Raw genomic sequence first — 13,321 nt, 5'->3', positions numbered from 1 at the left:
GTTGTGCTGTCAGATCAGCCCTTGGCTGCGCAACTGGAAGGTGTTGCGAAACACCATGTGCATGCGTTTGGCGCGTTGGGCGCCAATGGCTTGGTTGTTCATGTCTTTGGAGGCAGCGTTGGACATGTCCACCTGTGTTGTGCCGTCGCAATCGGTGTATGTGGTGTTTGCGGGCATGTCGATAGGTTCGCTGCCGTAGAGCACCAGGCAGATTTCTACGCCTTGTACGGCGCGCCAGTTGGTGACGCTGCCTGCCGCCACGGGTTTAATCAGGCTGCCTTTGGCGCCCAGCGTTTGTTCCAGGTACGTAACGCGGAACTGCCCTACGTTTTGGATGATGGCCTGGGCTGCGGCGCCGTTGCCACCGCATTCCAACTGGGTGCCATTGAGTTGGAAGATGTTTTCAATTGCTTCGTCTGTGTTGGGGGTGGCGCCGTCGTCGTCGGGGCCGCCCAGGCAGTTGCGTACCAGGGATTGGGGGGTGGCGGCTGCGTACACCGCGTCTTTGTAACGGCGGTAGGTGGTGGTGAGGGATTTGGCGGCATCGTCACCTTTGATGGTGCTGTCTTGCGAAAAACTGAGGCCGACACCGCTGGTGGCATCGGTTTCAAAGGCAACGGCAGTCAAGGGGTCGGTGCCCACGGAGCCCACCACGGGGGTGGGGTTGAGGTAGAGCGACCCGGCCTGGCGCATTTGCTGGCCCATGACGCGCATGGCGTAGGCAGCTTGCTGCTGGATGGCACTGGCGTCGCTGACTGTGCCCGAGATGCCGCGTGAGACCATGAGTGAGCCTGTGGCCACGGCGACTACGAGCAGGCCGATGGCCAGGCCCACTAGCAGCTCGATCAAGGTCACACCTTGCTGCCGCTGGCAGGTCTTTGTACGGTGTTTGAACGCGGATTCGCCTGCAGGCAAAGCATGTGCAACGACGTTGTTGGATGTCATGGGGGCCACCATCACGAGCAATAAAACGAGGGAATGCCTGAGCCGTCGTCATACGGGGCGCAGCGGGCAGATACGGGGATGTACTGCAGGTGGCAGGTGCGGTCGGTAGGACAGGTGGCTGCCGTACCCGCACCGCCGCTGGCCGTGCCTTTGGTGGCGTCGATGGCATCGGTTTTGGTGCCAGCGCGCTCGTTTTCACGCCAGCTGACCATCACGCCGAGCTGGCGCCGGTTGGGGTCTGCAGCGGAGGAGCCTTCACCCATGGCCCAGAAGATGTTGGCCTGGCCTAGGGGGAGTGTGCTGGCCACGTTGGTTTTCCATTTTGCTAGGTCGAATTCGGCCAGGGCTTTGGCTTCGCAGCCGCTGTCGCAGGCGGAGGGGGTGAAGCTTGGTGTGGTACTGAAATCGGCCTTGAAGCTGTCTACCGCAGTCATTGCATTGGGATTGACTTTCATGCGCTCGCTCAAGTCTTCAATGAGGCGGATGGCCTGCGCCCGGCGGACTGTGGTGGAGGTATCGGTCAGGGTGCGCATTTGCACGCCCAATACTCCCATGATGCCCAGCGCCGTAACGACGATGGCAATCAGGGATTCAATGAGCGTTATGCCGCGCTGGAATTCTTGAGGGGACGAAGAGAGGGTTTTCATGACGTTCAACCAGTGCACGGAATATCTTGGGGGGGAATCACGCGGATGCGGCCACCGGAGGTCATGCAGACGCCGCGTGCGCCGGGGTGGGTGGTGGGTTTGTCGAGTGGCACCAGACTGAAACCCGGCCAGGCGCCATCCACCAGCCCCCAGCGGTTGAGCTTGATGCTGGCGCCGCCGCCGGTGCGGGACACTTGTACTTTGCTGGGGGTATCAATGCGTTGCAGTGCAGGCTCGCCGGCGTTGCACCTACCATTGCCGTTGGTGTCTTCGCACACCAACCAGCCACAATCCCAATCGCGTTTGCCGGAGGCGGTGGTGCAGCCATTGGTGTTGTTGGGGATTTTTTCTATGGCCACGCGCCCGCCGCGTTTGATGGCTTCCGAGCGGGCGTAGTGAAGGGTGGATTGCAATTGTTCGGTAGCCTGCCGCACGCGCCAGCTTTCGATCAGGGGAGTGAAGCTTGGGGCTGCCAGGGCGGCAAGAATGGCAATAATGGAAACCGCCACCATGAGCTCAATGGCCGTAAAGCCGACCATTGAGCGCGTGGACGCTTTGCAGGTGGGGCGTGGTGCGTGCATGGCAGGGTTCCTTGTGCGCTCAGGTCGGGCAGGCGGCGCCTTGCTGCTTTTGCAGAACGCGCCCACTGCTAGTCAGGCAAAGCCGGATGGCGCTGGCGTCGGTATCGGTTTTGCCTGCCGGGTAGATGGGAAAGCTCATGCCCATTGGGGCACCGCCACTGGTTTCGGAAAGCATGCCCCAACGGTCGATGTAGAGTACCGTTTTGCCATTGACTTGGGTGAGGGTGGTTTTTGTGGGGGCCGAATTTACTTGCAGATCGGTGGTGGTGCTGTTCTGGGTGTGGGTGACCTTCCAGCCCGTGCTCCAGCCACCCGAGGCGTCAATGGCCACGCCGCCGCCCCGTTTTATAGCTTCAGACCGCGCGTAGTAGATGGTGGAAGTGAGATTTTCAGCCGCCTGGCGCACACGCCAACGTTCAATCAGCGGAGTAAAGCTGGGCGCTGCCAGTGCCGCCAGAATGGCGATGATGGACACCACCACCATGAGTTCGATGGCGGTAAACCCAGTCTGGCGCGGAAAATACAGTGGTTTCAACGATGGCATGGAGTCATCCTAGGGGTATGGGCGCGCAAAGCGCGCTAGGCCCGGATGAGTGGCATTGTGGCCCGGATGGGCGGTAGCGTACGGCGGGCCTTGGGCTGTGGATGTCTTGCCACAACCCTATTTGCGCGTATACCCCCGGCAGGCACCCGCGTTGTGCATGCCTTTGCATTCGCGGTACATGCGGCGGTCGCGCTCGGCGGTGGTTTCTTCGGAGCTGCTGCGCTGGTAGGTGATTTTGGTCACGCCTTTCTTTTTGGCGCTGTCGTGGGTGCTGGATGCCGATCGCTTGGCGTTGGCGAGGTCCGGGCTGGCGAGCAGGGTCAATGCCAGGCAGGCGGCCAGCAGTGTCGTGATGGGTGTCCTGGCGCGGTGGTGGACGGAGGGGGAGCGTTGCATGGTGCGGTCTTTCTGGTTTTGCGCGTTGATCCTGCCATGCCCAGGGGCGGCTTTGTATGCGCGAAATCCCGCAGAACCGGGGCCATGTACAATTGAGGGGTTTTGCATGGTGCAAGACGCACGCCGGTGGCCCTTCCAGCTTCCGGCGCAAGTAAAACCAGTGCCCGCAGTGCTTCATGAGCGGCTGTAGGCCATATTCAGGAAAAATTCGAATGATCGCATCTTCAATCAAGGCCGAAGTTGTCAAGGCCAACGCCCGTGCTGCCAACGATACCGGTAGCCCGGAAGTGCAGGTGGCTTTGCTCACGGCACGCATCAATGAACTGATGCCCCACTTCAAACAGCACGCCAAGGATCACCATGGTCGCCGCGGTTTGCTGCGCATGGTGAGCCGCCGCCGCAAGCTGCTGGACTACCTCAAGGCCAAGGATGGCGAGCGTTACACCGCGCTGATTGCCAAGCTGGGTCTGCGCAAATAAACGCTGTTTGCATGCAAAAACGCCTGGGTTAGCGCGCTAGCTCAGGCGTTTTTTACTTTGCCGGTGTGCCAAACAGATCGAAGCTGTGTCATTCCACTGAACTCCGCGTGCGGTTTCAATGGAATGGCATCGACATCTAAATCGGCCTCTGGCGCTTTCTGGTAGTGCGCTGCCAGCTATTAAAATAGGAGCAATTATGAGCATTTTCAATAAAGTGACCAAGTCTTTCCAGTGGGGCGACAAGACTGTCGTCATGGAAACGGGCGAATTCGCACGCCAGGCCTCGGGCGCTGTGCTGGTGAACATTGACGATACCGTGGTGCTGGCCACCGTGGTGGCGTCCAAGGGCGCCAAGCCCGGCCAGGATTTCTTCCCGCTGACGGTGGACTACATCGAGAAGACGTACGCTGCGGGCAAGATCCCCGGCAGCTTCTTCAAGCGCGAAGCCAAGCCCAGCGAGCATGAAACGCTGACCAGCCGCCTGATCGACCGCCCGATCCGTCCGCTGTTCCCGGAAGGCTTCTTCAACGAAGTGCATGTGGTGATCCACACCGTTTCTTTGAATCCTGAAGTAGACGCCGACATCGCAGCGCTGATTGCATCGAGCGCCGCGCTGGCCATCTCGGGTATCCCGTTCAGTGGCCCCATTGGTGCAGCGCGCGTGGGCTACATCAACGGCGAATACGTGCTCAATCCCGGTCAGACGGCGCGTAAGAACAGCCAGATGGACCTGGTGGTGGCGGGTACCGAAGCGGCCGTGCTGATGGTTGAGTCCGAAGCGCAGCAACTGTCCGAAGACGTGATGCTGGGCGCCGTGGTGTTTGGTCACGAAGCAGGCAAGGTCGCGATCAACGCCATCCATGAACTGGTGCGCGATGCCGGCAAGCCCGTGTGGGACTGGCAGGCTCCTGCCAAGGACGAAGGTCTGATTGCCAAAGTGGGTGCATTGGCCGAGGAAAAGCTGCGCGCCGCTTACCAGATCCGCAATAAGCAGGCCCGTACGCACGCTTGCCGCGAAGCCTATGCCGTGGTGATGGCCGACCTGAAAGAGGCCGGTGTCGTGTTCGACGCGGTCAAGGTCGAAGGCATGCTGTTCGACATTGAAGCGCGTATCGTGCGCAGCCAGATTCTGGCGGGCGAGCCCCGCATTGATGGCCGTGACACGCGCACTGTGCGTCCCATTGAGATCCGCAATTCGGTTCTGCCCCGCACCCATGGCTCCGCCTTGTTCACGCGCGGCGAAACGCAGGCGCTGGTCGTGACCACGCTGGGCACCGAGCGCGATGCACAGCGCATCGACGCGCTGGCGGGCGAGTATGAAGACCGCTTCATGATGCACTACAACATGCCTCCCTTTGCCACCGGCGAAGTGGGCCGCATGGGTTCGACCAAGCGCCGCGAAATCGGCCACGGTCGCTTGGCCAAGCGTGCGTTGATTGCCGTTTTGCCCAGCAAGGAGGAGTTTCCCTACACCATGCGTGTGGTGTCCGAGATCACTGAATCGAACGGTTCGTCGTCGATGGCTTCGGTCTGCGGTGGCTGCCTGTCGATGATGGACGCTGGCGTGCCCATGAAGGCACACGTGGCCGGTATTGCCATGGGCCTGATCAAGGAAGACAACCGTTTTGCCGTGCTGACCGATATCCTGGGCGATGAAGACCACCTGGGTGACATGGACTTCAAGGTGGCAGGCACCACCAACGGCATCACCGCGCTGCAGATGGATATCAAGATCCAGGGCATCACCAAGGAAATCATGCAGGTCGCATTGGCCCAGGCCAAGGAAGCCCGCATGCACATTCTGGGCAAGATGCAGGAGGCCATGGGCGAAGCCAAGACCGAAGTGTCGAACTTCGCTCCCAAGCTGTACACCATGAAGATCAATCCCGAAAAGATCCGCGATGTGATCGGCAAGGGCGGCGCGGTCATTCGTGCGCTCACTGAAGAAACCGGCTGCCAGATCAATATCGAGGAAGACGGCACCATCACCATTGCGGCAACCGACAACGCCAAGGCTGACGAAGCCAAGCGCCGTATTGAGCAGATCACGGCGGAAGTCGAAATCGGCAAGGTGTACGAAGGCCCGGTCACCAAGATCCTGGACTTCGGCGCGCTGATCAACCTGTTGCCCGGCAAGGATGGTTTGCTGCATATCAGCCAGATCGCCCATGAGCGCGTGGAGAAGGTCAGCGACTACCTGCAGGAGGGCCAGATCGTGAAGGTCAAGGTCTTGGAGACCGACGAAAAGGGCCGCATCAAGCTGTCCATGAAGGCTCTGTCTGATCGTCCTGCCCATGGTGGAAGCGATCGTCCTGCACCCGCCGAGCGCCGCGAACCCCGTGAGCACCGCGAAACGGCGGCCGGTGAGCAGCAGCAACAGCAGGCCTTGCCCCTGGATGGGCAGGTGCAGGCCAACGGCTGATCTTTGAATGCTATTTGTTTTGTAGCTTCTCGCGCCCTATTGACGGGCGTTAGAGGCAAAAACAATGCTAATTCAACCCGCCTTATCCGAGACTGCCATGCAAGCCATTGAAATCACCGAATTTGGTGCACCTGAAGTGTTGCGCCTGGGTGAGCGTGCGCAGCCCGTGGCGGGCGTGGGTGAGGTGCTGATCCGCGTGAGCGCCAGTGGTATCAACCGCCCCGATGTCTTGCAGCGCAAAGGCCACTACGCACCGCCTCCGGGCGCCAGTGATGTGCCCGGGCTGGAGGTGGCCGGGGTCGTGCAGGGGGGGGATGCGGCTGCCATGGCGCAGGTGGGCCTGCGTGTGGGTGACCGGGTGTGCGCCTTGTTGGCCGGTGGTGGATATGCGCAGTGGTGTGTGGCTCCGGTGGAGCAGTGTCTGCCGGTACCCGCAGGGCTGAGCGACATCGAGGCGGCCTCTCTTCCCGAAACCTTTTTTACGGTGTGGAGCAATGTGTTTGACCGGGCGCGGCTGCAGCCCGGGGAAGCCCTGCTCGTGCAAGGTGGTGGTAGCGGCATTGGTGTCACGGCCATCCAGCTGGGGCGGGCTTTTGGTGCGACGGTCATCGTCACGGCGGGCAGTGACGAGAAGTGCGCGGCCTGTCTGGCGCTGGGTGCCCGCCATGCCATCAACTATCAAACGCAGGATTTTGTGGCCGAGGTGCAGCGCATCACGGCGGGCAAGGGCGTTGATGTGGTGCTGGACATGGTGGCTGGCAGCTATGTGGCGCGTGAGGTGGAGTGCCTTGCCGAAGATGGGCGCCTGGTCATCATTGCGGTGCAAGGTGGCGTGCAGGCTGCATTCAACGCGGGTCTGGTGCTGCGCAAGCGTCTGACCATCACGGGTTCGACGCTGCGGGCCAGGCCGGTCGCCTTCAAGGGGGCCATCGCCCGGGCTTTGCGTGAGCGGGTGTGGCCGCTGCTGGCATCGGGTGCGGTGCGTCCGGTGGTGCACAGCAGCTTTGCGGCCGCCGATGCGGCGCAGGCCCACGCTTTGATGGAATCGAATCAGCATACGGGCAAAATTGTTTTGACGTGGTGAACATGAACAAGAAACTCATTGCAGGCAACTGGAAAATGAATGGCAGCCTGGCTGCCAACGAGGCTTTGGTGCAGGCGTTGGTTGCTGGTCTGGGGGCGCAGCCGGGTTGCGACGTTGCCGTCGCTGTGCCCGCGCCGTATCTCGCGCAGGTGCAGGCGCTGGCGGCAGGCTCGCCTTTAGCGCTGGCGGCGCAGGATGTGTCGCAGCACGAAGCAGGGGCCTACACCGGAGAAAACTCTGCGGCCATGTTGCGTGAATTTGGTGTGCGCTATGTGTTGGTGGGACATTCGGAGCGGCGCCAGTACCACGGCGAGACCGATGTGCAGGTGGCGGTCAAGGCGCAGCGTGCGCTTGCGGCGGGCATCACTCCCATCGTTTGTGTGGGCGAGACGTTGGCGGAGCGTGAAGCGGGCGACACTGAGATGGTGGTGCGGCGCCAGTTGGCGGCTGTCATTCACTTCAATGGCCACTGCATTAGCGAGGTGGTGGTGGCCTACGAACCCGTCTGGGCTATTGGTACAGGCAAGACCGCTTCACCCGCACAAGCGCAGCAGGTACATGCCGTGCTGCGTGCGCAACTGGCAGCGGCCAGTCCGCGTGCGGGCAGCATTCGCTTGTTGTATGGCGGCAGCATGAATGCTGCGAATGCCGCGCAATTGCTGGGCCAGCCCGACATTGACGGCGGTCTGGTGGGTGGTGCATCGCTTAAGGCGGCAGAATTTCAACAAATTATCGCAGCAGCCCAATAAATACGGGCGCTACTAGCTATTAAATCAGGAGTATTAAAAGAATGGGAATGCTTGTAAACGTAATCTTGACGGTGCAGATAATGACCGCTCTGGGCATGATTGGACTGATCTTGATCCAGCACGGAAAAGGTGCCGACATGGGGGCTGCATTTGGCAGCGGTAGTTCCGGCAGCCTGTTTGGTGCCAGCGGCAGCGCCAACTTTCTCTCGCGTACGACCGCCGTGCTGGCAGTGATTTTCTTTGTCAGCACCCTGGCGCTGGCTTACTTTGGTAACGCACGACCTGCCAGCACCGGCAGTGTGCTGGAAGGCCCTGTGGCCACGACTGCGCCAGTGGCTCCGGCACCTGAAGCGGGTTCGGCTGCCACCATTCCCGGCAATGCAGCGCCCGCTGCGGCTGAGAGCCCAGCCCCAGCGGTTGCGGCCTCTGGTGCAGGGCAGATTCCTGCGAAGTGAGTGACTGCGGCAGCGTGGCGTTGGGGTCGAAAACACCGCGTTGCTGCTCCTTTGGATTCCAGTCTTTCGTGGGTCTGACAAAGAGCAGGGAGAGTCGCCCCAGTCAACGCCAGCAATGTGCGTGCCAAGCGACGAAATGATCAATAAATCCTCTGCAGAGCCCGGTAACAGGGTTTTTCCGGAGTAGAATCTTGGATTGTCTGGGAAGCCAAAACCAAATGGTTCCTCATGCCACCCAGACATGACAAAGCCGTCGTGGTGAAATTGGTAGACACGCTATCTTGAGGGGGTAGTGGCGAAAGCTGTGCGAGTTCGAGTCTCGCCGACGGCACCAGACAAAAACAGGCCAGCCCGCATGTTCCGCTTGCGGTCATGATGGGCGAGGCCTCAGCGATGAGCGCATCCTAAAGATGAACCTCGATCAATATCTCCCCGTCCTCCTGTTCATCTTGGTCGGTATTGGGGTCGGTATCGTTCCCATAGCGCTGGGATACATCCTGGGCCCCAATCGGCCTGATCCCGCAAAAAATTCCCCCTACGAATGTGGCTTCGAAGCCTTCGAGGATGCGCGCATGAAGTTCGACGTGCGCTATTACCTCATCGCGATCCTGTTTATTCTTTTCGATCTGGAGATCGCCTTTCTGTTTCCCTGGGCTGTGACGCTGCAGGACGTGGGACTGACGGGTTTCGTCGCCGTCGTCATTTTCCTGACGGTTCTGCTTGTGGGCTTTGTCTACGAGTGGAAAAAGGGCGCCCTGGAGTGGGAATGAGCGGCTTGAACAAGGATTGACGCAATGATTGAAGGCGTAATGAAGGAAGGCTTTATCACCACGAGTTACGACTCGGTGGTGAACTGGGCCAAGACAGGTTCGCTTTGGCCCATGACCTTTGGTTTGGCCTGCTGTGCGGTCGAGATGATGCATGCGGCGGCTGCGCGCTATGACATTGGCCGTTTTGGCGCTGAAGTGTTTCGTGCCAGTCCCCGCCAGTCCGACCTGATGATTGTGGCCGGTACCCTGTGCAACAAGATGGCGCCTGCGCTGCGCAAGGTGTACGACCAGATGAGCGAGCCACGGTGGGTGCTCTCCATGGGTTCATGCGCCAATGGTGGTGGCTACTACCACTACAGCTATTCGGTGGTGCGCGGTTGTGATCGCATTGTTCCGGTGGATGTGTATGTGCCGGGCTGCCCGCCTACGGCAGAGGCCCTGATTTACGGCATCATCCAGCTGCAGCAGAAGATTCGCCGCACCAATACTATTGCGCGTGCCTGAAGGGGGTTTCATGACAACTTTTGCCATTCGCCCCGAAGAGCTCAAAGACGCCATCATGGCGGTGCTGGGTGACAGAATCCGCGAAGCGCACATTGCGCTGGGCGAGCTCACGGTGGTGGTTCCTGCTGCCAATTACCTCGAAGCCATGCAGTTGCTGCGCGATGCGCCCGGTTGTCGTTTTGAGCAACTGGTGGATTTGTGCGGTTTGGATTATTCAACCTATGGCGACCGTGAGGCCGAAGGCGCACGCTATTGCGTTGTAAACCATTTGTTGTCGGTCAGCCTGAACCAGCGCGTGCGCGTCAAGGTGTTCTGCCCTGAGGATGATTTCCCTGTGGTGCCTTCGGTGACCGGGCTGTGGGCATCGGCCAACTGGTATGAGCGCGAGGCGTTCGACTTGTACGGCATCGTGTTCGACGGTCACAATGATCTGCGCCGTATCTTGACCGACTACGGCTTTATCGGCCATCCGTTCCGCAAGGATTTCCCTCTCTCGGGCCATGTCGAGATGCGTTATGACGCAGACCAGCGCCGAGTGGTCTATGAGCCGGTCAGCATCGAGCCGCGCGAGATCACTCCGCGCATCATTCGCGAAGATAAATACGGAGGACTGCACTGAGACCTGACGGTCTTCTGCGGTGAACCATGGCCGAAATCAAGAACTATTCCCTGAATCTGGGGCCGCAACACCCTGCAGCCCACGGTGTATTGCGCCTTGTGTTGGAGCTCGATGGCGAGGTTGTGCAGCGCGCCGATCCGCACATTGGATTGCTGCACCGCGCCACTGAAAAGTTGGCCGAGCACAAAACCTACATTCAGTCGCTTCCGTATATGGATCGACTGGATTACGTGTCCATGATGTCCAACGAGCATGCGTACTGCCTGGCCATCGAAAAGCTTTTGGGTCTTGAAGTGCCTATTCGGGCGCAGTACATCCGGGTGATGTTTTCCGAAATCACGCGCCTGCTGAACCACCTGATGTGGCTGGGTTCGCACGGTAATGACTGTGGTAGCTCGACCATTCTGATCTACACCTTTCGCGAACGTGAAGACCTGTTCGATATGTACGAGGCTGTGTCGGGTGCGCGCATGCACGCGGCGTATTTCCGTCCGGGCGGCGTGTACCGCGACCTGCCCGAGAGCATGCCGCAGTACAAGGCGAGTAAGGTGCGCAATGCCAAGTCGTTGGAGCAGCGCAACCAGAACCGCCAGGGCTCCCTGCTTGATTTTATTGAGGACTTCACCCGCCGTTTTCCCGGCTACGTGGATGAATACGAAACGCTGCTGACAGACAACCGGATCTGGAAACAGCGTACCGTGGGGGTGGGTGTGGTTACGCCAGAGCGCGCACTCAATCTCGGTATGACCGGCCCCATGCTGCGTGGCTCCGGTATTGCTTGGGATCTGCGCAAAACCCAGCCTTACGAAGTGTACGACCGGGTCGATTTCGATGTGCCTGTGGGCAAGACGGGTGATTGCTACGATCGGTATTTGGTGCGCGTGCAGGAAATGCGCGAGTCCAATCGCATTATTCAGCAATGTATTGCCTGGCTGCGTGCCAACCCCGGCCCGGTGATTACTGATAACCACAAGGTCGCACCACCGAGCCGCGAGATGATGAAGACAGGTATGGAAGACCTGATCCACCATTTCAAGCTGTTTTCGGAGGGGATGCATGTGCCTGAAGGTGAGGCTTATGCCGCCGTGGAGCACCCCAAGGGAGAATTTGGTATTTACCTTGTGAGCGACGGTGCCAACAAGCCATACCGCCTGAAGATCCGCGCACCAGGGTTTGCACACCTGGCAACCATGGATGAAATGGCCCGAGGCCACATGCTGGCCGACGTGGTTGCCATCATTGGCACCATGGATATCGTGTTCGGAGAAATTGACCGATGATTTCTGAAGCGACCAAGGCGCGTTTTGCGCGTGAAGTGGCCAAATACCCGGCCGACCAGAAGCAGTCCGCCGTGATGGCCTGCCTTGCCATTGTCCAGCAGGAGCAGGGCTATGTCAGCGAGGCCAGCGAGGCGGTAGTTGCCGACTACCTGGGTATGCCGCAGATTGCCGTCCACGAAGTGACGACCTTCTACAACATGTACAACCAGCATGCAGTGGGCAAGTACAAACTCAACGTCTGCACCAATCTGCCATGCCTGCTGCGCGAAGGCGGCAAGGCGCTGGAGTATCTGGAGCACAAGCTGGGGATCTCGATGGGTGAGACCACACAGGACGGCTTGTTCACCCTGCAACAATGCGAATGCCTTGGCGCCTGTGCCGATGCGCCTGTGATGCTGGTGAACGACCGCCACATGTGTAGCTTCATGGGCAACGATAAGCTCGATCAGCTGGTCGATAGCCTGCGCGCAGCGGAGGGCAAGTGATGACCACGGCAACCCAGGTGCTTTTGCAATTTCAGGCCGCCGGTATTGAGACCTGTTTTCATGACCGCCATATCGAGCCCCAGATCTATGCGGGCCTCAATGGTTCGAACTGGAGTATCAAGGACTACGAGGCGCGCGGTGGCTATCAAGCCCTGCGCACGATGCTCGGCAAAAACGGCGGCGAAGCGCTGACGCAGGACCAGGTCATTGCGACCGTCAAGGAATCAGGCCTGCGCGGTCGCGGCGGTGCCGGTTTCCCCACGGGTTTGAAGTGGAGCTTCATGCCCCGCCAGTTTCCTGGTCAGAAGTACCTGGTGTGCAATTCCGATGAGGGAGAACCGGGCACCTGCAAGGACCGCGACATCCTGATGTACAACCCGCACTCCGTCATCGAGGGCATGATCATTGCGGCCTACGCGATGGGCATCACGGTGGGGTACAACTACATCCACGGAGAAATTTTCCAGGTATACGAGCGCTTCGAGGCGGCCTTGGAAGAGGCCCGTGCGGCCGGTTATCTGGGTGACAACATTCTCGGCAGCAGCTTTACGTTCCAACTGCATGCACACCATGGTTTTGGTGCCTACATTTGCGGCGAGGAAACAGCTTTGCTGGAGTCGCTGGAAGGCAAGAAGGGTCAACCCCGCTTCAAGCCGCCGTTTCCGGCCAGTTTTGGCCTCTACGGCAAGCCGACCACGATCAACAACACCGAAACCTTTGCGGCCGTGCCGTGGATCATTCGCAATGGTGGCGCTGCCTACCTTGCCTGTGGCAAGCCCAATAACGGTGGAACCAAGATTTTCTCGGTGAGCGGTGATGTGGAGTGCCCAGGCAACTACGAGGTTCCGATGGGTACGCCGTTTTCTCGGTTGCTGGAGCTCGCTGGTGGCGTGCGTAAAGGTAGGCAGCTCAAGGCGGTGATCCCTGGCGGTTCTTCTTCGCCCGTGCTGCCCGCGTCGATCATCATGGAATGCACCATGGACTACGACTCGATCGCCAAGGCTGGCTCGATGCTTGGTTCAGGCGCGGTCATTGTCATGGACGACAGCCGTTGCATGGTCGAGTCGCTCAAGCGTCTTTCCTATTTTTACATGCACGAGTCCTGCGGTCAGTGCACACCCTGCCGTGAGGGTACAGGGTGGCTGTGGCGCCTCGTGGATCGCATTCACCGTGGCGACGGACGACCCGCCGACATGGACGTGCTCGACTCCGTGGCGAGCAACATCATGGGACGCACCATCTGCGCCCTGGGGGATGCGGCAGCGATGCCTGTACGAGCCATGCTCAAGCATTACCGGCCGGAGTTCGCTGCAATGATCCGGAAACCGAATCCTCAGGCCGCAACTTCTGCCTGATCGCGA

At 59.8% G+C, this 13,321-nt stretch carries 16 protein-coding genes and 1 tRNA gene; 12 read left to right on the top strand and 5 right to left on the bottom strand.

The genetic code is table 11. The features are described 5' to 3' along the window. Positions 1 to 9 precede the first annotated feature (9 nt). From C8D04_RS07140 to C8D04_RS07120, 5 genes are all read right to left on the bottom strand, one after another. Positions 10 to 945 carry a PilW family protein gene (locus C8D04_RS07140; protein WP_116006073.1) on the bottom strand — a complete coding sequence of 312 codons (936 nt, stop codon included), beginning with the start codon at positions 943 to 945 and terminating at the stop codon, positions 10 to 12. Between the two features lie 11 nt (positions 946 to 956). Then, positions 957 to 1,592, bottom strand: a complete 636-nt coding sequence (gene pilV, locus C8D04_RS07135; RefSeq protein WP_116004227.1) for a type IV pilus modification protein PilV — start codon at positions 1,590 to 1,592, stop codon at positions 957 to 959. A gap of 5 nt (positions 1,593 to 1,597) precedes the next feature. Next, entirely contained in the window at positions 1,598 to 2,173 is a 576-nt protein-coding gene (locus tag C8D04_RS07130) for a GspH/FimT family pseudopilin (RefSeq protein WP_233521130.1), read from the bottom strand. A gap of 19 nt (positions 2,174 to 2,192) precedes the next feature. Next, entirely contained in the window at positions 2,193 to 2,717 is a 525-nt protein-coding gene (locus C8D04_RS07125; RefSeq protein WP_116004225.1) for a GspH/FimT family pseudopilin, read from the bottom strand. A gap of 117 nt (positions 2,718 to 2,834) precedes the next feature. Next, positions 2,835 to 3,113: a hypothetical protein gene (locus C8D04_RS07120; protein ID WP_116006072.1), complete on the bottom strand. Its 279-nt coding sequence runs from the start codon at positions 3,111 to 3,113 to the stop codon at positions 2,835 to 2,837. A gap of 212 nt (positions 3,114 to 3,325) precedes the next feature. Here C8D04_RS07120 and rpsO point away from each other — a divergent pair, with 212 nt between their 5' ends. The 12 genes from rpsO (at position 3,326) to nuoF (ending at position 13,315) form a co-directional block, all read left to right on the top strand. Next, the gene (gene rpsO, locus C8D04_RS07115) at positions 3,326 to 3,592 is read left to right on the top strand and encodes a 30S ribosomal protein S15 (protein WP_116004224.1); all 267 of its coding nucleotides are present in this window, start codon (positions 3,326 to 3,328) and stop codon (positions 3,590 to 3,592) included. Positions 3,593 to 3,788: 196 nt separating this feature from the next. After that, on the top strand, positions 3,789 to 6,014 hold the full coding sequence (gene pnp, locus C8D04_RS07110) for a polyribonucleotide nucleotidyltransferase (RefSeq protein WP_116004223.1): 2,226 nt from the start codon (positions 3,789 to 3,791) through the stop codon (positions 6,012 to 6,014). Positions 6,015 to 6,111: 97 nt separating this feature from the next. Then, positions 6,112 to 7,098, top strand: a complete 987-nt coding sequence (locus C8D04_RS07105; protein WP_116004222.1) for an NAD(P)H-quinone oxidoreductase — start codon at positions 6,112 to 6,114, stop codon at positions 7,096 to 7,098. A gap of 2 nt (positions 7,099 to 7,100) precedes the next feature. Then, positions 7,101 to 7,847: a triose-phosphate isomerase gene (gene tpiA, locus C8D04_RS07100; RefSeq protein ID WP_116004221.1), complete on the top strand. Its 747-nt coding sequence runs from the start codon at positions 7,101 to 7,103 to the stop codon at positions 7,845 to 7,847. A 41-nt stretch (positions 7,848 to 7,888) separates the two neighbouring features. Further along, the gene (gene secG / locus C8D04_RS07095) at positions 7,889 to 8,302 is read left to right on the top strand and encodes a preprotein translocase subunit SecG (RefSeq protein WP_116004220.1); all 414 of its coding nucleotides are present in this window, start codon (positions 7,889 to 7,891) and stop codon (positions 8,300 to 8,302) included. Positions 8,303 to 8,551: 249 nt separating this feature from the next. Beyond that, positions 8,552 to 8,636 (top strand) — tRNA-Leu (locus C8D04_RS07090). Positions 8,637 to 8,712: 76 nt separating this feature from the next. Next, positions 8,713 to 9,072: an NADH-quinone oxidoreductase subunit A gene (locus tag C8D04_RS07085; protein ID WP_116004219.1), complete on the top strand. Its 360-nt coding sequence runs from the start codon at positions 8,713 to 8,715 to the stop codon at positions 9,070 to 9,072. Positions 9,073 to 9,096: 24 nt separating this feature from the next. After that, complete coding sequence (locus C8D04_RS07080) at positions 9,097 to 9,576, top strand: NADH-quinone oxidoreductase subunit B (protein WP_005793239.1); 480 nt, start codon at positions 9,097 to 9,099, stop codon at positions 9,574 to 9,576. A 10-nt stretch (positions 9,577 to 9,586) separates the two neighbouring features. Beyond that, positions 9,587 to 10,195: an NADH-quinone oxidoreductase subunit C gene (locus C8D04_RS07075; RefSeq protein WP_116004218.1), complete on the top strand. Its 609-nt coding sequence runs from the start codon at positions 9,587 to 9,589 to the stop codon at positions 10,193 to 10,195. Between the two features lie 26 nt (positions 10,196 to 10,221). After that, positions 10,222 to 11,475, top strand: a complete 1,254-nt coding sequence (locus C8D04_RS07070) for an NADH-quinone oxidoreductase subunit D (RefSeq protein WP_116004217.1) — start codon at positions 10,222 to 10,224, stop codon at positions 11,473 to 11,475. Then, entirely contained in the window at positions 11,472 to 11,960 is a 489-nt protein-coding gene (gene nuoE / locus C8D04_RS07065; protein WP_116004216.1) for an NADH-quinone oxidoreductase subunit NuoE, read from the top strand. Before C8D04_RS07070 ends, nuoE begins: the two co-directional genes overlap by 4 nt. After that, complete coding sequence (gene nuoF, locus C8D04_RS07060; protein WP_116004215.1) at positions 11,960 to 13,315, top strand: NADH-quinone oxidoreductase subunit NuoF; 1,356 nt, start codon at positions 11,960 to 11,962, stop codon at positions 13,313 to 13,315. Before nuoE ends, nuoF begins: the two co-directional genes overlap by 1 nt. Positions 13,316 to 13,321 lie beyond the last annotated feature (6 nt).

This window comes from Simplicispira sp. 125, assembly GCF_003096555.1.
Classification (GTDB): Bacteria; Pseudomonadota; Gammaproteobacteria; order Burkholderiales; family Burkholderiaceae_C; genus Simplicispira.
The sequence above is the reverse complement of the archived record's forward strand: the minus strand, read 5'-3'. Positions and strand labels throughout refer to the sequence as shown.

Bases quoted from the DNA above. Each gene is read 5' to 3' on its own strand.
- pilV (WP_116004227.1), bottom strand. From the start codon at position 1,592: ATGAAAACCCTCTCTTCGTCCCCTCAAGAATTCCAGCGCGGCATAACG.
- C8D04_RS07075 (WP_116004218.1), top strand. From the start codon at position 9,587: ATGACAACTTTTGCCATTCGCCCCGAAGAGCTCAAAGACGCCATCATG.
- C8D04_RS07125 (WP_116004225.1), bottom strand. From the start codon at position 2,717: ATGCCATCGTTGAAACCACTGTATTTTCCGCGCCAGACTGGGTTTACC.
- nuoE (WP_116004216.1), top strand. From the start codon at position 11,472: ATGATTTCTGAAGCGACCAAGGCGCGTTTTGCGCGTGAAGTGGCCAAA.
- tpiA (WP_116004221.1), top strand. From the start codon at position 7,101: ATGAACAAGAAACTCATTGCAGGCAACTGGAAAATGAATGGCAGCCTG.
- secG (WP_116004220.1), top strand. From the start codon at position 7,889: ATGGGAATGCTTGTAAACGTAATCTTGACGGTGCAGATAATGACCGCT.
- rpsO (WP_116004224.1), top strand. From the start codon at position 3,326: ATGATCGCATCTTCAATCAAGGCCGAAGTTGTCAAGGCCAACGCCCGT.
- nuoF (WP_116004215.1), top strand. From the start codon at position 11,960: ATGACCACGGCAACCCAGGTGCTTTTGCAATTTCAGGCCGCCGGTATT.
- C8D04_RS07120 (WP_116006072.1), bottom strand. From the start codon at position 3,113: ATGCAACGCTCCCCCTCCGTCCACCACCGCGCCAGGACACCCATCACG.
- pnp (WP_116004223.1), top strand. From the start codon at position 3,789: ATGAGCATTTTCAATAAAGTGACCAAGTCTTTCCAGTGGGGCGACAAG.
- C8D04_RS07080 (WP_005793239.1), top strand. From the start codon at position 9,097: ATGATTGAAGGCGTAATGAAGGAAGGCTTTATCACCACGAGTTACGAC.
- C8D04_RS07130 (WP_233521130.1), bottom strand. From the start codon at position 2,173: ATGCACGCACCACGCCCCACCTGCAAAGCGTCCACGCGCTCAATGGTC.
- C8D04_RS07085 (WP_116004219.1), top strand. From the start codon at position 8,713: ATGAACCTCGATCAATATCTCCCCGTCCTCCTGTTCATCTTGGTCGGT.
- C8D04_RS07070 (WP_116004217.1), top strand. From the start codon at position 10,222: ATGGCCGAAATCAAGAACTATTCCCTGAATCTGGGGCCGCAACACCCT.
- C8D04_RS07140 (WP_116006073.1), bottom strand. From the start codon at position 945: ATGACATCCAACAACGTCGTTGCACATGCTTTGCCTGCAGGCGAATCC.
- C8D04_RS07105 (WP_116004222.1), top strand. From the start codon at position 6,112: ATGCAAGCCATTGAAATCACCGAATTTGGTGCACCTGAAGTGTTGCGC.